The sequence below is a fragment of the Flavobacterium sp. genome, assembly GCF_965657075.1.
GTDB lineage: Bacteria > Bacteroidota > Bacteroidia > Flavobacteriales > Flavobacteriaceae > Flavobacterium.
In genome coordinates this window covers 126,702-148,612 of the sequence record NZ_CBFHMV010000004.1, presented here as the reverse complement: position 1 = coordinate 148,612, position 21,911 = coordinate 126,702, and the positions used below count along the sequence as shown (strand labels likewise).

At 30.4% G+C, this 21,911-nt stretch carries 24 protein-coding genes; 9 read left to right on the top strand and 15 right to left on the bottom strand.

The annotated features are described in order from the left end of the window. Nucleotides 1-3: 3 nt before the first annotated feature. The 3 genes from ACTF56_RS04670 to ACTF56_RS04660 are packed head-to-tail and all read right to left on the bottom strand — an operon-like array spanning nt 4 to nt 2,561. Nucleotides 4-231, bottom strand: a complete 228-nt coding sequence (locus tag ACTF56_RS04670) for a hypothetical protein (protein WP_438965751.1) — start codon at nt 229-231, stop codon at nt 4-6. 57 nt (nt 232-288) lie between these two features. Beyond that, nucleotides 289-1,656, bottom strand: coding sequence for an MATE family efflux transporter (locus tag ACTF56_RS04665; protein WP_438965750.1), 1,368 nt, complete (start codon nt 1,654-1,656; stop codon nt 289-291). 26 nt (nt 1,657-1,682) lie between these two features. Further along, complete coding sequence (locus ACTF56_RS04660) at nt 1,683-2,561, bottom strand: PPK2 family polyphosphate kinase (RefSeq protein ID WP_438965749.1); 879 nt, start codon at nt 2,559-2,561, stop codon at nt 1,683-1,685. Between the two features lie 74 nt (nt 2,562-2,635). On the opposite strand from ACTF56_RS04660, the gene ACTF56_RS04655 reads away from it, so the two are divergent. From ACTF56_RS04655 to ACTF56_RS04635, 5 genes are all read left to right on the top strand, one after another. Further along, nucleotides 2,636-3,223 (top strand): LURP-one-related/scramblase family protein, encoded by a 588-nt coding sequence (locus ACTF56_RS04655; protein WP_438965748.1) that lies wholly within the window; start codon nt 2,636-2,638, stop codon nt 3,221-3,223. Nucleotides 3,224-3,368: 145 nt separating this feature from the next. Continuing rightward, on the top strand, nt 3,369-3,902 hold the full coding sequence (locus tag ACTF56_RS04650) for an RNA polymerase sigma factor (RefSeq protein WP_438965806.1): 534 nt from the start codon (nt 3,369-3,371) through the stop codon (nt 3,900-3,902). 23 nt (nt 3,903-3,925) lie between these two features. After that, nucleotides 3,926-4,882 (top strand): hypothetical protein, encoded by a 957-nt coding sequence (locus ACTF56_RS04645; RefSeq protein ID WP_438965747.1) that lies wholly within the window; start codon nt 3,926-3,928, stop codon nt 4,880-4,882. 1 nt (nt 4,883) lies between these two features. Continuing rightward, nucleotides 4,884-6,074 (top strand): OmpA family protein, encoded by a 1,191-nt coding sequence (locus ACTF56_RS04640; RefSeq protein ID WP_438965746.1) that lies wholly within the window; start codon nt 4,884-4,886, stop codon nt 6,072-6,074. A 59-nt stretch (nt 6,075-6,133) separates the two neighbouring features. Next, nucleotides 6,134-6,841, top strand: a complete 708-nt coding sequence (locus ACTF56_RS04635; RefSeq protein WP_438965745.1) for an SIMPL domain-containing protein — start codon at nt 6,134-6,136, stop codon at nt 6,839-6,841. A 103-nt stretch (nt 6,842-6,944) separates the two neighbouring features. Here ACTF56_RS04635 and ACTF56_RS04630 read toward each other — a convergent pair whose 3' ends face one another. Further along, on the bottom strand, nt 6,945-8,579 hold the full coding sequence (locus ACTF56_RS04630; RefSeq protein WP_438965744.1) for an ABC-F family ATP-binding cassette domain-containing protein: 1,635 nt from the start codon (nt 8,577-8,579) through the stop codon (nt 6,945-6,947). Nucleotides 8,580-8,827: 248 nt separating this feature from the next. Here ACTF56_RS04630 and ACTF56_RS04625 point away from each other — a divergent pair, with 248 nt between their 5' ends. Beyond that, the gene (locus ACTF56_RS04625; RefSeq protein ID WP_438965743.1) at nt 8,828-10,060 is read left to right on the top strand and encodes an MFS transporter; all 1,233 of its coding nucleotides are present in this window, start codon (nt 8,828-8,830) and stop codon (nt 10,058-10,060) included. 141 nt (nt 10,061-10,201) lie between these two features. Beyond that, a complete protein-coding gene (locus ACTF56_RS04620; RefSeq protein WP_438965742.1) occupies nt 10,202-10,819 on the top strand; it encodes a YceI family protein in 618 nt (205 codons plus the stop codon). Between the two features lie 248 nt (nt 10,820-11,067). Here ACTF56_RS04620 and ACTF56_RS04615 read toward each other — a convergent pair whose 3' ends face one another. From ACTF56_RS04615 to ACTF56_RS04575, 9 genes are all read right to left on the bottom strand, one after another. Next, nucleotides 11,068-11,286, bottom strand: coding sequence for a putative signal transducing protein (locus ACTF56_RS04615; RefSeq protein ID WP_438965741.1), 219 nt, complete (start codon nt 11,284-11,286; stop codon nt 11,068-11,070). 93 nt (nt 11,287-11,379) lie between these two features. Then, on the bottom strand, nt 11,380-11,994 hold the full coding sequence (locus tag ACTF56_RS04610) for a DEAD/DEAH box helicase (RefSeq protein WP_438965740.1): 615 nt from the start codon (nt 11,992-11,994) through the stop codon (nt 11,380-11,382). 73 nt (nt 11,995-12,067) lie between these two features. Next, nucleotides 12,068-13,231, bottom strand: coding sequence for a sigma-54-dependent transcriptional regulator (locus ACTF56_RS04605; protein ID WP_438965739.1), 1,164 nt, complete (start codon nt 13,229-13,231; stop codon nt 12,068-12,070). Between the two features lie 193 nt (nt 13,232-13,424). Further along, complete coding sequence (locus tag ACTF56_RS04600) at nt 13,425-14,249, bottom strand: mechanosensitive ion channel family protein (RefSeq protein WP_438965738.1); 825 nt, start codon at nt 14,247-14,249, stop codon at nt 13,425-13,427. A gap of 9 nt (nt 14,250-14,258) precedes the next feature. Then, nucleotides 14,259-15,566 (bottom strand): ABC transporter permease, encoded by a 1,308-nt coding sequence (locus tag ACTF56_RS04595; RefSeq protein WP_438965737.1) that lies wholly within the window; start codon nt 15,564-15,566, stop codon nt 14,259-14,261. A gap of 56 nt (nt 15,567-15,622) precedes the next feature. Further along, the gene (locus tag ACTF56_RS04590) at nt 15,623-16,543 is read right to left on the bottom strand and encodes an ABC transporter ATP-binding protein (protein ID WP_438965736.1); all 921 of its coding nucleotides are present in this window, start codon (nt 16,541-16,543) and stop codon (nt 15,623-15,625) included. A gap of 21 nt (nt 16,544-16,564) precedes the next feature. Beyond that, nucleotides 16,565-17,059, bottom strand: a complete 495-nt coding sequence (locus tag ACTF56_RS04585; protein ID WP_438965735.1) for a hypothetical protein — start codon at nt 17,057-17,059, stop codon at nt 16,565-16,567. 153 nt (nt 17,060-17,212) lie between these two features. Then, the gene (dnaJ, locus tag ACTF56_RS04580; RefSeq protein WP_438965734.1) at nt 17,213-18,337 is read right to left on the bottom strand and encodes a molecular chaperone DnaJ; all 1,125 of its coding nucleotides are present in this window, start codon (nt 18,335-18,337) and stop codon (nt 17,213-17,215) included. A 64-nt stretch (nt 18,338-18,401) separates the two neighbouring features. Further along, on the bottom strand, nt 18,402-18,965 hold the full coding sequence (locus ACTF56_RS04575; protein WP_438965733.1) for a nucleotide exchange factor GrpE: 564 nt from the start codon (nt 18,963-18,965) through the stop codon (nt 18,402-18,404). Nucleotides 18,966-19,131: 166 nt separating this feature from the next. Here ACTF56_RS04575 and ACTF56_RS04570 point away from each other — a divergent pair, with 166 nt between their 5' ends. Beyond that, entirely contained in the window at nt 19,132-19,779 is a 648-nt protein-coding gene (locus ACTF56_RS04570) for a YceI family protein (RefSeq protein WP_438965732.1), read from the top strand. Nucleotides 19,780-19,835: 56 nt separating this feature from the next. Here the strand turns inward: ACTF56_RS04570 and ACTF56_RS04565 are convergent, their stop codons facing one another. Both ACTF56_RS04565 and ACTF56_RS04560 read right to left on the bottom strand, forming a co-directional pair. Continuing rightward, a complete protein-coding gene (locus tag ACTF56_RS04565; protein WP_438965731.1) occupies nt 19,836-20,741 on the bottom strand; it encodes a TIGR01777 family oxidoreductase in 906 nt (301 codons plus the stop codon). Nucleotides 20,742-20,859: 118 nt separating this feature from the next. After that, nucleotides 20,860-21,315: a DUF4442 domain-containing protein gene (locus ACTF56_RS04560; protein ID WP_438965730.1), complete on the bottom strand. Its 456-nt coding sequence runs from the start codon at nt 21,313-21,315 to the stop codon at nt 20,860-20,862. A gap of 265 nt (nt 21,316-21,580) precedes the next feature. Between ACTF56_RS04560 and ACTF56_RS04555 the strand changes: the two genes are divergently transcribed. After that, a complete protein-coding gene (locus ACTF56_RS04555) occupies nt 21,581-21,910 on the top strand; it encodes a PadR family transcriptional regulator (RefSeq protein WP_438965729.1) in 330 nt (109 codons plus the stop codon). Nucleotide 21,911: the final 1 nt, after the last annotated feature.

Here is a 21,911-nt window from a genome sequence, read left to right as displayed (position 1 = left end):
AAATTATTCTTCGTAACGTTCCATTTCTCTATCATAAAATTCTCCTGCTAAAGTAATTAAATGTTCCATTTCGGATTCTAGTTCACGTTCGTCTTCTTCATCTATCTCTTCCAAAAATTCTACTTCATCATCCTTTAAGTTGATTAAAAATCTTGGATAATCTAAATGTACAATAAATATGTCATCTGGAAAATCAGTATTGTCTCCTAATATAAATTTGGGTCTTTCCATTTTTATTTAATTTTTAATTTTATTTGGTAAAGACAAGTCGCGACTTGTCTTTACGTATCAATTTATTAGTTTTTTGGTTAAATAATTAAAGCGAAGATACAAAAAAAGTGCTGCTGCTGTTAATCCTGCTAATAATCCTATCCAGATTCCTGTGGCTTTCAAATCGGTATAAATCCCTAAATAAATGGATATAGGAAATCCAATAATCCAATAAGAAACAAATGTCATATACATGGGAATCTTTACATCTTGCAAGCCTCTTAATGCTCCTAAAACTACTACTTGTATGCCATCGGAAATTTGAAAAATAGCAGCCACTAATAATAATTGTCCAGCAATTTTTATAACTTCTGCATTCTTAGATAAATCCAAAACATTGTCAATATCAACAAATAATGCTGGCAAATAATTGTGAAATAGAATAAAAAATAAAGCAAATACAATTTCTAAGATAATCGTTAGCAAGAAAATTGATTGGGCAACTATTCTAAGTTTATTATAATCATTTAAACCTTTTTGATTTCCTACTCTAATCATTGCTGCAACACTCAAGCCCATGGCAAACATGAAAGTAAAAGATGCCAAACTCAAGGCAATTTGATTCGCTGCTTGACTTGTGGTGCCTAAACTTCCGGAAAGCCAAATAGCTCCTGTAAAAAGAGCCACTTCAAAAAACATTTGAAATGCTGAAGGGGTTCCTAATTTGATGATTTTTAAATTGACTTCTCTTTTTATCTTCTTTAGATCAAAACCTTTGAAAAATGGATGAAATTTCTCTTTTAAATTCATCATATAATGCATATATCCTAACATTACAAATCGGGAAGCAATAGTTCCAATGGCTGCTCCAACTATTCCCATTTTAGGAAAAATCCAAATTCCATAAATCAATAAATAATTCAAAACTACATTTACAATATTGGCTAAAATTGTAGCCCACATGGAATACTTAGTTTCACTCATTCCATCTGCAAATTGTTTATAGGCTTGAAAAATTATCAAGGGAATTAATGAAAATGCAACTATATCCAAATACGGTTTTGCTAATTCAACAACATTTTCGGGTTGCCCCATAAAAGCAATTAGTGGTTTTGAAAAGAAAATCAATGTAAATAAAGCTACTCCCAAAATGGTACATAAATACAATCCATGGTGGAAGGCACTTCTTCCATCCTCAACACTGTGTTTACCGTCAGCTTCTGCAACTAAAGGCGTTATGGCAGTTGAAAATCCAATACCAAGTGACATGGCAATAAAAACAAAACTATTTCCTAATGAAACTGCTGCTAATTCATCTGGTCCTAATTTTCCAACCATAATATTATCAACAATTCCTACCACAGTATGACCAATCATTCCAAGAATAATTGGATAAGCTAATTTTAAATTATAAGAAAACTCTTTGGTATAGGTAGTTAAATTCATTGTTGATTTTAAAGCGGCAAAGATAACTATTTCTCGCTACTTAACTTATCATGATACATTTTTATATTGTCTTTTACGTCATCATCTAATTCAGGATAATGAAAATCATATTTACTCAATTCATCTAACATGGTTTTGGCAACAATATATCTTGCCGTTTCTTTATTATCCGCTGGAACTATAAACCAAGGAGCATAATCTTTGGATGTTTTATTTATAATATCTTCATAACATTCTTGATACTTGTCCCATAATTCACGCTCTATTAAATCGCCAGGAGAAAATTTCCATTGGTGTTTCTCTTTTTCTAATCTTCGTAATAATCGTTGGCGTTGCTCCTCTTTGCCCAAATGCAAAAAGAATTTCATAATAATTACACCATTTGAAGCAATATGTTTTTCAAATGCATTGATACTCTCAAAACGATTTTCCCAAAAATCTTCTGTAATATCTTCAACTTTTTCAAGATTTGGAATATTTTCATTCATCAAATAATTGGGATGCACTCGCGTTACTAAAACATTTTCATAATGCGTTCTATTAAAGACTGAAAATTTTCCTTTTTCTGGCAAAGCAATATAATGACGCCACAAATAATCATGTTCCAATTCGTTAGAAGTAGGTGTTTTAAAACTATGTACCACTACTCCACGTGCATTAAACTCTTTAAAAACTTCTCGAACCAAACTGTCTTTCCCAGCTGTGTCCATTCCTTGAAGACAAATTAAAACACTGTATTTATTGTGTGCATACATTTTATCCTGAAGCTTACTTAAACTATCACGAACTTTTTGCAATTCCTTTTCTTTCTTTTTTTCTGAGGTTTCTATATTTAAAACAGTTGGAATTTCATTTAATTTTATGGCTTTAGAAATTTTAAAGTCTTCTGATTTTAATGTTTTCATAATAAATTGATTTTGGTAATTGTAAATATACTATTTTTGAAACTTGTATATATAAATTAACAAACCAAAACTATATGAATACAATTTTAAATCGTAATCTTTATTTGATAAAAGAACATGTTGGCATGTTTAAAGCATCAAACAATTTTGATATTTTTAATCCAGATAATGGATCACAACTTATGACTTGTAGAGAACCTAATTTAGGATTTTTTACCAAATTATTTCGTTTTACTGACTATAAAAGAATGACTCCTTTTCATATAGAAATTGCAGATATGCAAGGAAAAAAAATCATATCTGTAAAAAGAGGCGTTACTATTTTTCGTTCTGATGTAGAAATTTTTGACGAAAACGAAAGATTAATTGGCGTTTTCAAACAAAAGTTTTTCTCCTTTGGTGGTAAATTTGAAATTCACGATGCCAACGACAGACACTTGTGTACCTTGCAAGGAAAATGGACTGGTTGGGATTTTAAATTCATGAAAGACAATAAAGAACTTGCACATGTTTCTAAAAAATGGGCTGGAATTGGAAAAGAATTCTTTACAAGTGCGGATAATTATGTTTTAGAAATCTTTAACCATATTCCACAAGATGATGCTATTCGACCTTTAATACTTGCTTCTGTAATGTGTATTGATATGGTCTTTAAAGAATAATTTGAAATCCAATAAATTAGTAAACCTCAAAAAGATGAATTTTTTGAGGTTTTTTTTGCTAATTGCTTAATTTTAAAAAATAATTTTAAACCTTTCCAACCTTTTATCACTTTTTGTACTCTTTACAATAAAGGAACCTTTTATGATGGATGAAAAAATAATCATAGCCTGCAAAAAACAACAACGAGAAGCCCAACGTTTGGTTTATGAACAAATGGCGTCCAAGTTGTATTATACTTGCAAACGCTATCTTAAAAAAGAAGAAGAAATTGAAGAAGTTTTGGCCGATACCTTTTATATCATCTTCACAAAAATTGATCAACTTAAAGAAAATAAAGCTTTTGAAGGTTGGGCTCGAAAAATTGCTGTAAATCAATGTCTTTTACAATTAAAAAAGAATTTAAATTTCAATCTTTACTTGGAAGACACTCACATGCAATCACAACCTTTTACAGAAGAAGTAACTGCTTTAGAAGAAGAAGATTTACTGAAATTAGTTGAAAAAATTCCCGAAGGTTGCCGAACCATTTTTAATTTGTTTGTCATTGAAGGATTTTCACATAAAGAAATAGCCGAACAATTAAAAATATCGGAAGGCACTTCCAAATCACAATTAAATGTTGCTAAAACCAAATTGAAAGAATTAGTAAATACTTTTTACTACCAAAAAGCGAAATAATACTGAAATAAATTCAGCACAAGATGAAACAAGAAGAAAAAATATTTCAAAAAATAAGAGAAGCTTCTCACAAAAACCAAGAAAATACGTTCGCAGGAATGGATAAAGTTTGGAATCGTGTGGAAGAAAAACTAGACCAAAAAGAAACTAAAAAAGCTGTTTTTTTATGGAAAAAATTGGCTATTGCTGCTTCGTTTTTACTAATTATAACTGTTGGATATAATTATTTTAACAATTCTACAAATACCAAAATTCCAATCAACAACAATACAATTGTAGAACAAAATGAACCGTTAGAAATAACAAAACAAGAAACGATAATTGTAGAACAAAAAGTTCCTGAGCAACCAACTATTGACTATGATAGAATTGATAAAATCATCAAGGAAAATATAAATGATGTTATTGTTTCTAATGATGCCATAAAACCAAAAACAGACATAAATCGGATAGAAAATGACAAAATAAGCCCTGAAATTCAACCACTTGATGATGTTATTATAAATAAGGAAACTATAGCATCTAAAGTAATTGAATCGAATGAAATTCGCAATCAAGGATACATGAACATGGCTTCGTCTAATATTAGTAATAGTTTTGCGGCTGACAGAAAAATATACGAAGCTAGAAGTGCGAACTTTGATTATAAAATTCTTCAAAACGAAAATAAAATTGAACAAAAACCAACTAAAAGTGATCCTTTAGTTTTAATTGATGGAAAATTAACCAAAAAGAAAAAAGAAGAAATCAATAAAGAGGATTTTGATTCTTATGTGATTTTAGACAATCCAATTTACTTTATTAATGGAGAAGAATTTACTGAACAATCTCTTTTTGGAGAAAACCCTACCAGTAAATATGCTCCTTTGAACGAACAAAAAATTGATACAATCATTGTTTTACAACAAGAAGAAGCCATGAAAATTTACGGAAAAAAAGGAGAAAATGGCATTGTTATAATCACTATAAAAGTACAGTAATATGGTAAAAAAAGGGCTGATTTTAATATTTGTTCTATTCGCAATTGGATTTGGATTTGGACAAAAAAAAGAGCAAGTAATCTTCTTTTTCGAAACCAACAGTTACTCTTTTTCTGCATCAGAAACTAAAAAAATAGACAGTTTAATTGCTGTTTTAAAACAAAATAAAAAATACTACTTAACCTTAGAAGGCAATACCGATAAAACGGGAAGTAAAGATTTTAACAAAAAACTTGCCCAAGAAAGAGCTAATGCAGTTTATCAATATTTGATTCAAAATGGAATACAAAACCATCATTTTAAATTTGTTGGTGATCAAAACATAGTCTATATTTCCAATGATGATTCCAAAAATAGAAATACTATTTTACATATTGATTTTTTAGATTTTAAATTCGACACTTCCAACAAAACAGAAAGTACCATTGAATCTACCAACGGAATTAAAGTAACTGCTTATTCCAATGGAACATCAAATTTATCTATAAATGATTATTACAGCGCTGAAAACATGATTAATGAAGGTATCAATGCCATTGATGTTGATGGAAATGTATTAAAATCAGACGGTATGTTTCAAATTTGTGATCAAGAAAAAAGATTGGATGAAACAGGTGAGTTTTATTTAGTAAAAATGCCTTCCAGATCAGAACAAGTCATCGATACAAAAATGACAGTTTGGCTAGACATAGAAGATGAAATCGGAACGGTTTTATGGAAGCAAACTGAAATAGAAATTACTACCGATGAAACCAAAAAATTCTACCTACTAAAAGTACCCAAAACAAGTAAAAAGTGCATCAGAATCAACCTGGATAAAATATGCATTTTCAAGAATAACTGTGAGACATTTTATGTAGCTACATTTAAGAATTTTAACTTTAAAGACATTAGGATTCCCGAAGCTTCGTTTTCTGCTAAAATTAATGACAGCCTTTTTGTTTTTACAAAAGATTTAAATAAAAGCATCCTAAAAAGTACTCTATATGGCAAAATTGAAATGAATGATAAGGAAACTAACATTCACTTCAATATTAAAGATTGCAAACTAATCCGTAAAAAAAACAAACCAAAAGAGTATTTTTTAGAAGAGAAGAGTCCGTACACCATTGGCAATAAAAAATACAATGAAATTCTGAAATCCAAACCTAAAAAAGGTTTTTTTACATGGTTGAAAAATTTATTTTCTTAAAATAAAAACTTTGAATTAATAGCTGATTTAACAATTGAAAAAATAAAAGATTAATAATTATGAAAAAAATAACAATATTATTTTTAATAACATTAGTTTTAAATTCTTACGCTCAAGAAAAAAACTTTTTAGACAAATCCTATATAGAAGTTTCTGGAAAAGCAGATACACTGGTAACACCAAATAGAATTTATATTGATGTTTTAATTTTAGAAAAAGACACAAAAGGGAAAGAATCTGTAGAAGATTTAGAGATAAAAATGTTAGACAAACTAAAAGAAATTGGCGTAAATGTGGAAAAAGATGTTGTAATGAAAGATTTGATAAGTGTTTTTAAAAAATACTTTATAAAAACTACTGACATTCAAAAATCAAAATCGTATGCTATTTTGGTTTATGATGCCAGGCAAACAACAAAAGTTTTTATTGGTTTGGAAGAAATAGGAATATCCAATGTAAACATTGAAAAAACGGAACATTCGGACTTTGAAAAATTACAACTATCTGTGAATTCTGAAGCTATTAAAAACGCAAAAGCCACTGCAGATAGTTATTTAATTCCATTAAATCAAAAGACAGGAAAAGCTATTTTTGTTGGAAATATAAGTACTACAAATCAATTGGCTGGTAGAGTTGCTGGAATTCAAGTAAGAGGAATTGGAACATTAAATGAAGTAAATTATAAGAATAAAGGTTATTTTGCACCAATTGAATTTGAAAAAATAAAAATTTCGTGTGAAGTTGGTGTTCGTTTTGAAATTGAATAAAAATGGGATTCCTACGAAATGAGAATTTTGTACCTTAAAAAGGTGATGAATCAAGTTCGTCATGTCAACTAGTTACTAATCACTATTCACTAATTACTAGTTACTATCTCTCAATTTCCTTTAAAGAATCCATTTTTTTGTATTCTAAGAACCCTTTTAAATCTTCAAAATGTTCTTTAACACGTTTGTTGCCAAATTCGAATACTTTTGTTGCTAAACCATCTAAGAAATCTCTATCGTGAGAAACTAAAATTAAAGTACCATCAAAATCGCGTAAAGCATCTTTGATGATGTCTTTGGTTTTCATGTCTAAGTGATTTGAAGGTTCATCCAAAATCAATAAGTTAACAGGTTCCAACAATAATTTTATCATGGCCAAACGCGTTTTTTCTCCACCAGAAAGCACTTTAACTTTTTTATGAATATCATCGCCTTGAAACATGAAAGCTCCTAAAATATTCTTGATTTGGGTTCGAACATCACCAACGGCAATTCGGTCAATTACCTCAAAAATCGTAGCACTTTCGTCTAATAAAGAAGCTTGATTTTGAGCAAAATAACCAATTTGAGCATTGTGACCAATTTCAACACTACCACTATTGATTTCGATTTCTTTCATAATGGCTTTAATCATGGTAGACTTTCCTTCTCCATTTTTCCCCACGAAAGCTACTTTCTCTCCTCTTTCAATTACGATATTGGCATCTTTGAAAATAACTTTTTCACCGTAACTTTTGTGTAAATCTTTCACTACAACTGGATATTGTCCTGAACGAACTGAAGGAGGAAATTTCAATTTCAAAGCTGAATTATCTACTTCGTCTACTTCAATTGGAACAATTTTTTCCAACATTTTCACACGTGATTGCACCGATTCAGTTTTGGAAAAAGTCCCACGAAATCTATCAATAAAAGCCTGATTATCTGCTATGAATTTTTGTTGCTCATCATACGCTTTTTGCTGATGAATTCTTCTGTCTTTTCGTAATTCTAAATAATGAGAATATTTGGCTTTGTAGTCATAAATTCTTCCCATCGTAACTTCAATTGTTCTATTGGTTATGTTATCTACAAAAGCTCTATCGTGAGAAATTACCATAACTGCTTTCGCTTGATTCACTAAAAAATCTTCCAACCACTGAATACTATCCATATCCAAGTGATTTGTTGGCTCATCTAATAAAATCAAATCGGGTTTCTTTAAAAGAATTTTTGCCAATTCAATTCGCATTCTCCAACCACCAGAAAATTCAGAAGTTAATCGTGTAAAATCTTCTCTTTCAAAACCTAAACCTTTTAAAACTTTTTCAACTTCAGCTTCATAATTAATTTCATCAATAGCATAAAATTTCTCTGAAAGTTCAGAAACTCTCTCAATTAATTTCATGTACGCATCACTTTCATAATCGGTACGAATCGTTAATTGCTCATTGATTTCGTCAATTTCTTTTTTCATATCCAAAACTTCCGCAAACGCTTTAGAAGTTTCTTCCATAACCGTACAATCATCATTTGCTAATAAATGTTGAGGCAAGTAGGCAATTACAGCTTCTTTTGGAGCCGAAATAGTTCCACGAGTGGGTTTATTTTGACCAGCAACAATCTTAAGCAATGTAGATTTTCCTGCTCCATTTTTACCCATTAAGGCAATTTTATCGGTTTCATTTATGGCAAAAGTTACTTCACTAAAAAGTACTGTTCCACCAAATTCTACGGCTACGTCGTTTACTGTAATCATTTTTGAAGATTTAGAATTTAGAATTTAGAAGTCAGAAGACTAAAAAACCTAAAATTTTGAAGGTGCAAATATAGCTTAATTAAGCTATTTTACAAGGTGCAAAAAATGAAAAATAACGACTTAAAAAACAAGTCCTTCAATTGGATTCTTAATTTGTTGAGAAATGAATAATTCTTTTCAAATTTGAGGTCAAATAGTTATTTGTAATTAATAAATATCCTAGTTTTGTACTTTACAAAATATGATTTATGCCCTTAATTAACAACAATTTTTATACAAGAAACTCCTCCAAAATAAAAATCAAAAAACCTTTTGGTAAATTAAAAAGTGATTATTTGTTTCGAGTTAAAATGGCTGTTGCATTATTTTTCTTTTCTAATGGATTTTGTTTCTCATCATGGGCAAGTAGAATTCCTGATTTGAAAAATACTTTACATTTATCAGAAGCAGATTTAGGAACCATTTTATTTTGTATGCCAATTGGTCAATTAGTTGCTATGCCAATTTCGGGAAGACTCGTGTCTAAAATTGGAAGTCGAACAACCACTATTTATAGCACAATACTCTATGCTTTATTTTTAATTTTTCTGGGTTTAGCAAGTTCTGGTTGGCAACTGGGTTTAGGATTATTCTTTTTAGGAATTATTGCTAATTTTTGCAACATAGCCTTTAATACTCAGGGCGTAGCTACTCAAAAGCTTTACAACAAACCCGTTTTAGGTTTCTTTCATGGTTCTTGGAGTTTGGCTGGTTTTTTTGGAGCTTTAGTTTCATTAGTAATCATAAATTTTGAATTATCCCCTTTCATACACTTTATCATAACTTTTCTAATCATCGTAGCAATAGTTGTAATTAATTCAAGCTATTTAGTAAAAACTACTAGTGAAAAAATAAATGAAAAAGTCAAAAAATCTAAGTTTCAATTTCCAGATAAGTTATTGATTTGGCTGGGAATAATTGGTTTCTGTTGCATGGCTAGTGAAGGAATTATGTTTGATTGGAGTGGTGTTTATTTTAAAGAAATAGTAAAAGCACCTTCAAATTTGGTGATTTTAGGCTATACTTGTTATATGATTACAATGACCACAGGAAGATTTTTAAGTGACCTATTGGTTCAAAAATATGGTGCTCAAAAAATCATAATTGCAAGTGGAATTTTAATTTCAATTGGATTGTATGTTGCTGTGTTTTTTCCAAGTATTATTCCTTGCACATTAGCTTTTATGATGGTTGGTTTTGGAGTTTCAAATGTGGTTCCAATTGTGTTTAATAGAGCAGGAAATCACGCAACAATTGCCACTGAAACTGCATTGACGTTAATTTCAAGCATTAGTTTTTTAGGCTTTTTAATTGGTCCACCTCTCATTGGTTATATTGCAGAAGTTACCAACCTTAGGTATTCTTTTGCTACAATTGGAGTTCTTGGTGTGTTGATTTCAATTTTAACATTTAAAACCCAACTTTTCAAAACAAAATCGTAATAATTTAATACTTAATTTTAATGTATCTTTAACAGATGTATTTTGATACTAAGTGATTAACTTATTACCTTTGATGGAAATAATTAACTTAATATATAATTGTTCGGTATTGATGAGATACTGAAATAAATTTAGCATAAAATGAAAAAAATAAGCTTATTAATCTTAGGATTAACCTTCATTACTTTTACAAGTTGTAAGAATGATGAAAAAACAGAAACTACAACTGAAACTAAAGAAGAAGTTAAAGGTTTAACTATTGTAAATGATTCAACTAAGGTAAAATGGACTGCTTTTAAAACTACTGATAAAGTAGCTGTTGGTGGAAGTTTTACCCAAATTGAAATAAAAGAGGTAAAAACTGGAAATACACCTCAAGAGGTTTTAGAAGGTGTTGCATTTTCTATTCCTGTAAGTAGTTTATTTACCAATAATGAAGATAGAGATTACAAGTTAAAAACCATCTTTTTTGGCACATTAAAAAATACAGAATTATTATCTGGTATTTTAAATTTTAGAGATAATCAGTTGTTTATGACACTTTCTATGAATGATGTTACAAAACAAATTCCATTAGAATATACTTTTGAAAACAATTTATTCAGCATGAAAACTACTTTAAATTTAAATGATTTTGGTGGAGAATTAGCTGTTGCTGCAATCAACAAAGCTTGTTATGAATTACACAAAGGTCCTGATGGCGTTAGTAAAACATGGGAAACAGTTGATATTTTAGGAGAAGTATTGTTCCAGAATTAACATTTCAAATTCAAAATAAAAAAACCGTAAACTTAACTGAGTATACGGTTTTTTTATGACTATGGTTCTACCACCAATTCAGTGGGTTTTTATAAAATTGATAGTATCAATAAATGGAACCATTAAAATTAAACCATTTAGATAGTTAAGTTCAATAAGTCTTAATTATCTTAATTTATTTTAATGGTTTAAACTTTATGTAACTTATTTTTAAATTTATACCCACTCAATTAAGGGTAGAACCATAACTATAAATTCATTTTAAAATGATCTATAACCGGTTCAGCTTTTTCTTTATCCGATTCGTTTATAAAAACTTCAACAGCTAAATCTGTATTACCAAAACCTGCCATTCTAGCTGATTGCAAATTGTTTTTGGCAACTGTTTGAATTCCTTTTTCTTCTAATTTTGTTTGAAGAGCCATTGCGATGATTTCGCTTCCTGAAAAAATTTTAATTAGTGCCATTTTATTTGGGTTAAAAAGTTATGAGTTATAAGTTTAAAAGGCTTTGTTTATCCTTTTCTGAAAATCTGTTGCCTAAAAATCTAAATTCTTGTTCTATTCGTCAAATTCTATAAACAAGGGTTCAATCATGATTCTATCTGCCATAATTTCAATTTTTTCTGTAATTTGATTGCAAAAGAAAATTTTTTGCATTTTGGGCATACTGTCAGACAAACGCAAAATAGGCACATCCATTCTGTTTTTAAATAAAATATCAGCATCATCAACCACTAACATTTGCAATTTATTAACGTTGTAACCTGCTGTTGAAAACATAGCATTCAGTTTATTTGCAGTTCCAATAAGGACATCTATACCTAATGATATTTGATTTTTATCTTCGTCTATGTCTGTTTTTTCATGAACACCATAAACGCGTATGTCATTGTCTTTACCCAATTGTTTGAACAACTCCACCATTTCAATTACTTGTGGTTTATCTTCTACAAAAACAATGGCTCTTGGAGATTCTTCAAAAGGATTTTTTAACTTCTGAATCACATTTAGCACAATCGTAGTTGTTTTCCCTGAACCTTTTTCAGATTGAATAACAGCATCTGCTCCACTTTTAATAGTTGAAAATGTTTCTTCTTGTAACTCATTGGCTTCCGTTAATCCATTTCTGATTAATCCGTTTTGAAGTCCTTGATCTATTTTTTTTAATTTCATTTTTTTTAAGTAATTAGTCACTAGTGCGTAGTGATTAGCTAGTTACTAATTACTATTCACTAGACACTTAATATTATTTACTTGCAAACATTTTTACGTCAGTCTCAGAAATTTCTGTTCCTCCTAAAATGATAAGTCGTTCAACAACATTTCTTAATTCTCTAATATTTCCTGTCCAATCGTATTCTTGTAATAATTGGATGGCTTGTTTGGAAAAACTTTTTACTGTGTTTCCTTGTTCATCGGCAATTTTAGTTGCAAAATGTTCAATCAACTCTGGAATATCATTTCTTCTTTCATTTAAAGCTGGTACTTTTATTAAGATTACAGCCAAACGATGGTATAAATCTTCTCTAAAACGACCTTCTACTATTTCTTTTTTTAAATCTTTATTAGTTGCGGCAACTACTCTAACATCTACTTTGATGTCTTTATCAGCTCCAACTCTTTGGATTAAATTTTCTTGTAAAGCACGCAATACTTTAGCTTGAGCAGGCAAACTCATATCGCCAATTTCATCTAAGAAAATAGTTCCGTTGTGTGCGGCTTCAAATTTTCCTGCTCTATCTTTTACGGCTGAAGTGAATGCTCCTTTTACATGTCCAAAAAGTTCACTTTCTATCAATTCGCTTGGAATTGCGGCACAATTAACTTCTATAATGGGTGCTGATGAACGTTGGCTTTTTTCGTGTAATTGATGGGCTACGAGTTCTTTTCCAGTTCCGTTTGGACCAGTGATTAATACTCTTGCATCGGTTGGAGCTACTTTATCAATCATGGTTCTTATGTGATTGATTTCATCGCTATTACCAATCATTTGATAGTTTTTGCTGACTTTTTTCTTTAGATTCTTGTTTTCAACTACCAGTTGTTTTTTGTCTAAAGCATTTCGTACTGTGTTTAACAAACGGTTTAAATCTGGTGGTTTTGAAATGTAATCAAATGCACCTAATCGCATGGTATTTACTGCGGTTTCCAAATCACCGTGACCAGAAATCATGACCATTGGAATTTCGGGTTTTATTTTTTTTACAGCTTCTAAAACCTCTACACCATCCATTTTTGGCATTTTGATGTCACACAAAACCAAATCATAATCGTCATTTTTGATTTTTTCAACACCTTGTAAACCGTCTTCAGCTTCTTCTACAACATAAGTATCGTTTTCTTCCGAAAGAATTTTTGTTAATACTCTACGAATGGTTGCTTCGTCTTCTATGATAAGTATTTTTGGCATCTATTTTAGGTTATAGGTGATTGGTAAAAGGTTATGCAACAAAGTTAGTAAAAAATAAAGACAATTCTCTATCTAACCCTGATTGTAACGGCATCCTTTTTTTGTTTGTACTTCGACGGGCTCAGCATGACAAACAAAAAAAGATATAGTGAAAAGCAGGAACGACGAAACTAAATAAAGCCCGAGCCTGCTGTTACTGATTAATAATATGTATATCGCGTTGAGGAAAAGGAATTGAAATTTTATTTTGTCTGAATAATTCGTCAATTTTAAAACGAATATTGCTTTGAATTTTGGGACTTTTCATGCCGTTTTCAACATAAAAATAGACCGAAAAATTAAGTGACGAATCACCAAAATCTTCAAAAAGTACTAAAACAGTTTCAGGATTAACTACACCTTCAATATTTTTGACGCTATCTTCCAGTAATTTTTTCACCAAATTAACATCACTACCATAGGCAACTCCAACAGAAACTTGCTCTCTGTTGGAAGTAGTGTTTTGTGTCCAATTGAATAAAATATCAGTCATGAACTTGTTGTTTGGAATGACTAAAACCCTATCATTTCGGGTCACCATTCGGGTAGTTCTTAAACGAATTTCCTTTACAATTCCGACTTTTCCGTCAACTTCAATGATATCGCCAACGTGTAAGGATTGGTCTAAAATAATTAAAATTCCAGAAATTATGTCTAAGAAAAAAGTTTGTAAGGCAAAACCAATACCGACAAATAAAGCAGCTGAAGCGGTTAAAAACACATTCATGTTGACACCAGAAGAATGTAAGGTAAACATGACCACAAAAATGTAAACTATGTATTTAATGAATTGAAATACGCTTACAAATTTATTTTTGTCCTCTAAAGGCAATTTTCGGGTAACAACTTTTCGAATTATTTTTAAAACAAAAGAAGTAACAACCAAAACGACAATAAGAAAGATGACGTTGAGTACAGTAAAATCAATGTTTTTTGTATCAATAATCTTAAAATGTAGTAAGTCTAACAATTCGTTCATGTTTCTTTTTTAATATTTTAACCATTTGTAAAGTTCTTTCCATGTTGGTTTTTTACCGTACATTAAAATTCCTACTCTATAAATTTTGGCAGCAAACCAAACAACAAATATAAAAGTTGCAAATAAAATAAGAATGGATAATATGAGTTGCCAAGCTGGAACACCAAACGGAATTCGCATTAGCATAACAATTGGTGATGTTAATGGAAATAGGGAAAAAACAGTGGCAATAGTTCCGTGAGGATCATTTAAAACCGTAAAAAATCCTATGTAAACTCCTAAAATTAAGGGTAAAATGATAGGCAATAAAAATTGTTGTGAATCGGTTTCAGAATCAACAGCAGCACCAATAGCAGCATAAAACGAACTGTATAAAAAGTAACCTCCAATAAAATAAAGAATGAAACTGATGAATAAAGTTAGTAATGGTAAACTTTTCAACTCATTAATATACATAGGAATTCGTTGCGATAATGTTGAAACTTCTGCATTGGCTAAAGCATCTGCTGAAACGGCTGAAGAAGCGCCCATTTGCATGCCTAAGAGGTAAGAAAAAACGAAGAACAAAACTCCTCCAACTAAAGCCCAAATTAAAAACTGTAATATTCCAGCTAGCGAGTTTCCGATGATTTTACCCATCATTAACTGAAAGGGTTTTACCGATGAAATAATGATTTCAATGATGCGATTTGTTTTTTCTTCAATGACACTTCGCATGACAAAGTTTCCGTAAATTACAATAAACATCATGATTAAATAACCAAAAGCACCGCCAATAATCAACTTAATTTCATTTATTCCTTTTACGGTTTCTTCACCCGAAAATTTAGAAAGTTTTAAATCAGAATTTACTTTTGTGGCTTCAATTTTTTTGGCATCAAATCCTAAAACCTTTAATTTTTCTGAGGTTAAAGCCGAATCGATTACGTGTTCTACATCAGAAATAAAATCAATGCTTGGACTATCTTCTGAAATGTATTCGACTTTTTTGACTAATTGCTGAATGGAATCTACTTTAGGGATGTATAATAAACCGTCATAATTATTGCTAGCAGTATCTTTTGCTGTTGAAAAAGGCATGAAAGAAATATCAATATAGTTGGTGTTTTTATCACTTTTGAATTCTTTTTTAAAAAATCCTGCTTCGTCATGAATGGCAACTTGTGTTGCTTTTTCTTTATCCAGAGAAGCTAAAAAACCAACAAAAACGCCTATTCCAACAAACAACAAAGGACTTAAAAAAGTCATTACAATGAAAGATTTGTTACGAACTTTGGCTATAAATTCTCTTTTTATTATTAGTGATAATGTACTCATATTTATGGTTAAGAGTTTAAAAGTTTATGAAGTTAAAAGGTCGTATTGAAAACTGTTTACTGGCTAACAGATTGAATAAATATATCGTTAACACTTGGAATTTTTTCAACAAAATGGGTTACTTGACCGTTTTTAGTCAAAATACTTAATAATTCGTTCGAATCATGATTGCCTAGTTGAATATCCAATTTAATATCGTCATTTAGTGATTTGAAATTAGTTGTGGCTACAGTAAACTTTTGAGTTAAATCGTACATTAGCCCTTCAACATTTGCAGCTATAATTCCAACCTCAAATGTATTGGTTCTGAATTGTTTTTTAACATCCACTAATTTTCCTTCTATCAACTTATTAGACTTATGAATTAAGGCAATATAATCACACATTTCTTCTACACTTTCCATACGATGTGTTGAAAAAATAATGGAAGTTCCTTGTTTATTTAGTTCAATGATTTCATCTTTAATTAAATTGGCATTTACAGGATCAAATCCAGAAAAAGGTTCATCAAGAATTAATAATTTGGGTTTATGAAGAACAGTTACTACAAATTGAATTTTTTGAGCCATTCCTTTCGAAAGTTCCTGAATTTTTTTGTTCCACCAACCTTCAATTTCTAATTTTTCAAACCAATAGTTTAATTGCTTTTGAGCTTCTTGTTTGGAAAGTCCTTTTAACTGAGCCAAATACAAACATTGTTCCCCTACTTTCATGGTTTTGTACAAACCACGCTCTTCTGGCATGTAACCAATATGCTGAATATCAGAAGGTTTTAACTTTGTTCCTGCCAAAAATACTTCACCCGAATCAGGCATTGTAATTTGATTGATGATTCGAATAAGTGTAGTTTTTCCTGCTCCATTGGGTCCTAAAAGACCATAAATTGAACCTTCAGGAATTTGTAATGAAACATTATTAAGTGCCGTATATGCTCCATATTGTTTTACAACTTCTTTTACTTCTAAAATAAAACTCATAAATCGTATTACTATAATTGATTAAATAACCGCTGCAGTCATTGCATTAATTTGAACTATACAATGAATTAAAGATAAGTATAATACTTCTTTCTCAAGATAAAAATCGGTATTAATTTCTTCAATTTTATATATTGTTTTAAAATTTTTCCATTTTGATTGTGGCAGGATGATACAAATTTCATTATTGTTTTCATCTAAAAGCAGGAATTTGTTTCCCCAAAAACCTTTCCTAACCAACTTAAAAACAACTTGTTCTTCATTTAAACAGGAAGTCACTTTCAAAAGATTATTCCAAGAAAAAGTAAATTCTAAAATTTTTTTATTGTTTTTAGATACATAAAAATCTGATTTCCAACTGCTTTTTCTTGTGATTTCAAAAATCCCCAAAGTGTTTATTTCTAGTGCTACTTTAGCAATATTGAACCAACTCGAATAATTTAAAGAACCTAAAACTTGATTAGATTGTACTAAATTATACTTTTTATAACTTTCAGGAATTATTTCATAAATCATTTTAACACTTTACCATTAGATGGTTTTCTTAAACAAATGTTACAAAAAAAACCCACCTTAACGAATAAACTTTAAGATGGGAAAAATTGCTATGAAAAAGAAAAAAACACTTTCCTTAGAAAGTGAAGTTCAAATGTAAATAAATTAATTTAATTACGAAAACATATCTTTAACTTTTTCAAAAAAAGATTTATCTGACTTTTCAGGCTTTGGGGTAAAGTGCTCGTCAGACAACATATTTTCAAAAAATTGTTTTTGTTCTTTGTTTAAAGTTTTGGGTGTCCATACATTAATATGCACCAATAAATCACCACTTCCATAAGAGTTGATGCTTGGAATACCTTTACCTTTTAATCTTAATATTTTTCCTGATTGGATGCCTTCTTCTAGTTTAATTCTAACTTTTCCAGATACAGTTTCAATCTCTTTGGAAACTCCTAATGCTGCTTCTGGAAAACTTACATATAAATCATAATGAAGATTTTCACCTTCACGTTTTAAAAATTCATGTTCAATTTCTTCAATAGCTACGATTAAATCACCTGGAATACTATTGTTTCCTGGTGCTTCATTTCCTTTTCCAGCAACTTTCAATTGCATACCATCAACAACACCAGCTGGGATTTTGATGGATACCGTATCCTCATCTGTAATCATCCCTTGTGCATCAGCTCCATTGGGTTTTCCATCCAAAATTTGACCCGAACCATTACATGTTGGACAAGTTGAAGCAGTTTGCATTCTACCCAAAATGGTATTGGTTACACGCATAACTTGGCCTTGACCGTTACATGTAGCACATGTTTTAAAAGTAGCACCAGAAGCTTGAACCTTACGTTTAACTTTTACTTTCTTTTCAACACCATTGGCAATTTCCTCCAGTGTTAATTTAACTTTTATTCTAAGATTACTTCCTTTTACTCTACGTTGACCGCCACCGCCAAAACCGCCACCAAAACCGCCACCGCCAAAGGCACTTCCAAAAATATCACCAAATTGACTAAAAATATCGTCCATATTCATGTGACCACTTCCGCCACCAAATCCTCCTGCACCATCAAAAGCGGCATGACCCATTCTATCGTAACGAGCTCTTTTATCGGCATCACCTAAAACTTCATAAGCTTCTGCAGCTAATTTGAAATTTTCTTCAGCTTCTTTATCGCCCGGATTTTTATCAGGATGATATTGAATCGCTTTTTTTCGGTAAGCTTTTTTTATTTCTTCTGGAGTTGCTGATTTGCTAACGCCTAATATTTCGTAAAAATCTTTCTTCATTAAAACTTTGTTTTATGTTCCAAAAAATGGAAATCTTTGAATCCTTTATAGCTTTTAATTGAAATTATTGTCCAATTACAACTTTTGGAAAACGAATAATTTTATCCCCTAATTTGTACCCTTTTTCAATAACATCAACTATCTTTCCTTTTAACTTTTCAGATGGAGCTGGAATTTGAGTTATAGCTTCTGCAAAATCAGCATCAAAAACATCACCTGCTTTTACTTCAACTTCCTCTAAACCTTTAGAAACAAGGGTAGATTTTAATTTTTCATGAATTAATGCCACACCCGTAACCAAATTTTCATCTTCAGATTTTGAAATTTGAGTCATAGCTCTATCAAAATCATCCATAACTGGCAAAATAGCTTGTAAAACTTCTTGATTTGCAGTTTTAAATAAATCTATACGTTCTTTGGCAGTTCTTCTTTTATAATTTTCAAATTCAGCAAAAAGACGTAAAAATTTATCTTTTTCACTTGCCAAATCTGCAGTTAATTGGTCTTCAACTGACAATTCAGGCTGTTGTACCTCTTGATTTTCTGAAACATTTTCTTCGTTAAGAATCTCTTTTTCTGTGTTTTCAGTACTTTCTTGACTCATATTCTTGAATATTTTTTTAAACATTTTTTGTTTATCAGTCTAATGCAAATCTATTGCCAATTCAATTATTGTGTCAAATTGTCATAACTTAAACAACACTAACCTACTTTAAGCACTTTTTTTTAAATTTTTTTTAAGAAAATTTAATACCGTGATTGTTAATTTTGAACGAATTTAAATATTAAAAAAAATGAAAAAAATTATTGCATTAAGTTTAGCAACTTTATTTTTTGTAAGTTGTAAAAATGAAGAGAAAACTACAACAGAGGAACCAACAATTTCTGAAGGAAGTGTAGATGGAACTTTTAAAGTAGACTCAACATCAACCGTTAATTGGGTTGGAAAAAAAGTAGCAGGACAACACAATGGTACAATTGCTTTAAAAGACGGTCAATTTGTGGTTGAAAACGGAAAAATCACTCAAGGTAAATTTATTTTAGACATGAATTCTATTGCCGTTTTAGATTTAGAAGGTGATGAAAAATTAAGTTTAGAAGGACATTTAAAAGGAACTGCAAAACCAGAAGCAACCGATCATTTTTTCAATGTAGCTAAATATCCTGAAGCTTCTTTTGAAATGACCAAATTTGAAAATGTTGACGGTAAAGACATGATGGAAGGTGATTTAACAATAAAAGGCAAAACAAATCAAGTGAAATTTGCCGTAAATTTGGCTAATACTGATGGAAGTGTAACATTAACTTCACCAGAGTTTGAAATCAATAGAACTTTATGGGATGTGAAATACGGTTCAAAATCGTTTTTTGATGATTTAGGCGACAAGTACATTAATGACGAAATTGCTTTACAAATCAATATTAAAGGAATTAAAGAATAATTTCAAAATAAGATAAACCAAAAAGGTGCTAAATTTATATCATTTAGCACCTTTTTTTATTTAATAATATCGTGTAACGCCTTGTCTAATTTAGCAAACTTAAATTGAAATCCTTCATTTAATATTTTCAAAGCACTAACACTTTGACTTGAAAAAACTAAAATATACATTTCACCTAAAATCAATCGCATCACAAATTTTGGAATATTAGGAAGCCATAAAGGTCTTTTTACAACCTTTGCAATCGCTTTAGTCATCTCATTATTGGTTACCGGATAAGGGGAAACAGCATTATATATACCTTCTAATTCACTTACTTGTACATAATAAAATAAGTTTACTAAATCCTTAATATGAATCCAAGATTGATATTGTTTTCCTGTACCAAAAGCGGCACCAACACCAAATTTGATTGGAGTAAGCATTTGAGGTAAAGCACCACCATTAATAGATAGTACAATACCAATTCTAACTTTAGCTACTTTAATATTAAGAGCCGTAAAGGTATCTACTTCATTTTCCCATTTTTGAACTACTTCACCTAAAAAAGAAGCATCAACTCCTCTATTCTCTTCGTTGTAAATAGCGCCAATACTGTCAGGATAAATACCAATGGCTGAAGCTGAAATAATGTGCTCTACCTGATGAGAATTGTTTTGTAAAGTTTTATAAAGCAATCGGGTTGGAAGAACTCTACTTTCTAAGATTTCCTTTTTATAAGATGCCGTCCAACGTTTTGCAACGGTTGCTCCTGCCAAATGATAAATTACTGAAATTCCTTTTAAAGCTTTAACATCAATTTCGTCGGTTGATGGATTCCAATAAAAACCTTTATAATTGTCTTTAGTGACCAATTTATCTTTAGAGGTCGATAAATAATGTACTTTTATGTTGTGTTGGTGCAAAACTTTCACAAGTTCCTGTCCAATCATACCCGTTGCACCAGTAATTAATACGCTCATTTTTTCTTTTTATTCAAAGTTACTAAAGATAAGTTCAAACTTAAAACTATTTAACTACTGTTAACACTTGTTTTTTTGAATTAACTGCGAACAACCAACAACCATAAACTAACAACCATCAACCCTTAACTTTCAAACTCCATTCAAATTGCATTTCAGAAACTTGATCTCCTTTTTCATCAGTTCCTATGGAAGTCAACCAAACGGTTTGTCCTTCATTTGTAGCAATGGCTTGTTCAATTATTGCTTTTATTTTATTGCCTTCGTTACATTCAAAAGTAATTCTACCCTTAGCCTTTTTAGTAAAAGTTGCCTTATTATGAGCTACTAGCATTGAAATATTTTTACCACTTTGCTTAATTTGCCACATCACTAATGCTCCTGTTGTAAATTCGGCAGCCATAGCTTGAACGGCAAAATACATCGAATTGAAAGGATTTTGATTCAACCATCGGTGCTTTACTGTAGACTGACATTTTTCGGGTAAAATAGATTTTGCTCGAACACCACACCAAAAAGCAGCTGGTAATTTAAAAAACATAAAAACGTTTAATTGGAAAGGAGTAACCTTCATGATTGCCTTATTTTTCTGCTAATATACAAAAAATAGTAGGCGTACATAATAAATTATATTTGTTAAATAAATGTTAAATAGTAGTACTATGCGTAACATAATACCATTCAATAGACATATATTTGTATAAGAAAATAATAGGTTATATAATTTTATTAGTTTCAATCATCAAAAATGCGAAACTCAAAATCAATCAGAGTCCTCTGAAACGAGTTAAGCAAAAATCAAAAAACGAGTAGTAACTTAAAAAAAACAAAAGTGAATTATGAACATTGAAAACACAAAAGCTCAAATGAGAAAAGGTGTTTTAGAATTTTGCATTCTTTCAGTATTAAAAGTAAAAGATGCATATACTTCTGAAATTCTTGAAACATTAAAAGAAGCTAAATTATTAGTGGTTGAAGGTACTGTTTATCCTTTACTAACCAGACTAAAAAATGATGGATTGTTAATCTATCGTTGGGAAGAATCAACTTCTGGACCGCCAAGAAAATATTATGGTTTAACAGACGAAGGCAAAGAATTTTTAAATGAATTAAGCAGTACTTGGAACGAATTATCAAATGCTGTAAACACAATAACAACACAAAATTAAC

Coding starts and splice junctions, on each gene's coding strand:
- ACTF56_RS04625 (WP_438965743.1), top strand. CDS start 8,828: ATGCCCTTAATTAACAACAATTTTTATACAAGAAACTCCTCCAAAATA.
- ACTF56_RS04595 (WP_438965737.1), bottom strand. CDS start 15,566: ATGAGTACATTATCACTAATAATAAAAAGAGAATTTATAGCCAAAGTT.
- ACTF56_RS04640 (WP_438965746.1), top strand. CDS start 4,884: ATGGTAAAAAAAGGGCTGATTTTAATATTTGTTCTATTCGCAATTGGA.
- ACTF56_RS04605 (WP_438965739.1), bottom strand. CDS start 13,231: ATGCCAAAAATACTTATCATAGAAGACGAAGCAACCATTCGTAGAGTA.
- ACTF56_RS04555 (WP_438965729.1), top strand. CDS start 21,581: ATGAACATTGAAAACACAAAAGCTCAAATGAGAAAAGGTGTTTTAGAA.
- ACTF56_RS04570 (WP_438965732.1), top strand. CDS start 19,132: ATGAAAAAAATTATTGCATTAAGTTTAGCAACTTTATTTTTTGTAAGT.
- ACTF56_RS04650 (WP_438965806.1), top strand. CDS start 3,369: ATGGATGAAAAAATAATCATAGCCTGCAAAAAACAACAACGAGAAGCC.
- ACTF56_RS04665 (WP_438965750.1), bottom strand. CDS start 1,656: ATGAATTTAACTACCTATACCAAAGAGTTTTCTTATAATTTAAAATTA.
- ACTF56_RS04615 (WP_438965741.1), bottom strand. CDS start 11,286: ATGGCACTAATTAAAATTTTTTCAGGAAGCGAAATCATCGCAATGGCT.
- ACTF56_RS04575 (WP_438965733.1), bottom strand. CDS start 18,965: ATGTTTAAAAAAATATTCAAGAATATGAGTCAAGAAAGTACTGAAAAC.
- ACTF56_RS04635 (WP_438965745.1), top strand. CDS start 6,134: ATGAAAAAAATAACAATATTATTTTTAATAACATTAGTTTTAAATTCT.
- ACTF56_RS04645 (WP_438965747.1), top strand. CDS start 3,926: ATGAAACAAGAAGAAAAAATATTTCAAAAAATAAGAGAAGCTTCTCAC.
- ACTF56_RS04630 (WP_438965744.1), bottom strand. CDS start 8,579: ATGATTACAGTAAACGACGTAGCCGTAGAATTTGGTGGAACAGTACTT.
- ACTF56_RS04590 (WP_438965736.1), bottom strand. CDS start 16,543: ATGAGTTTTATTTTAGAAGTAAAAGAAGTTGTAAAACAATATGGAGCA.
- ACTF56_RS04620 (WP_438965742.1), top strand. CDS start 10,202: ATGAAAAAAATAAGCTTATTAATCTTAGGATTAACCTTCATTACTTTT.
- ACTF56_RS04670 (WP_438965751.1), bottom strand. CDS start 231: ATGGAAAGACCCAAATTTATATTAGGAGACAATACTGATTTTCCAGAT.
- ACTF56_RS04560 (WP_438965730.1), bottom strand. CDS start 21,315: ATGAAGGTTACTCCTTTCCAATTAAACGTTTTTATGTTTTTTAAATTA.
- ACTF56_RS04585 (WP_438965735.1), bottom strand. CDS start 17,059: ATGATTTATGAAATAATTCCTGAAAGTTATAAAAAGTATAATTTAGTA.
- ACTF56_RS04565 (WP_438965731.1), bottom strand. CDS start 20,741: ATGAGCGTATTAATTACTGGTGCAACGGGTATGATTGGACAGGAACTT.
- ACTF56_RS04610 (WP_438965740.1), bottom strand. CDS start 11,994: ATGAAATTAAAAAAAATAGATCAAGGACTTCAAAACGGATTAATCAGA.
- dnaJ (WP_438965734.1), bottom strand. CDS start 18,337: ATGAAGAAAGATTTTTACGAAATATTAGGCGTTAGCAAATCAGCAACT.
- ACTF56_RS04600 (WP_438965738.1), bottom strand. CDS start 14,249: ATGAACGAATTGTTAGACTTACTACATTTTAAGATTATTGATACAAAA.
- ACTF56_RS04655 (WP_438965748.1), top strand. CDS start 2,636: ATGAATACAATTTTAAATCGTAATCTTTATTTGATAAAAGAACATGTT.
- ACTF56_RS04660 (WP_438965749.1), bottom strand. CDS start 2,561: ATGAAAACATTAAAATCAGAAGACTTTAAAATTTCTAAAGCCATAAAA.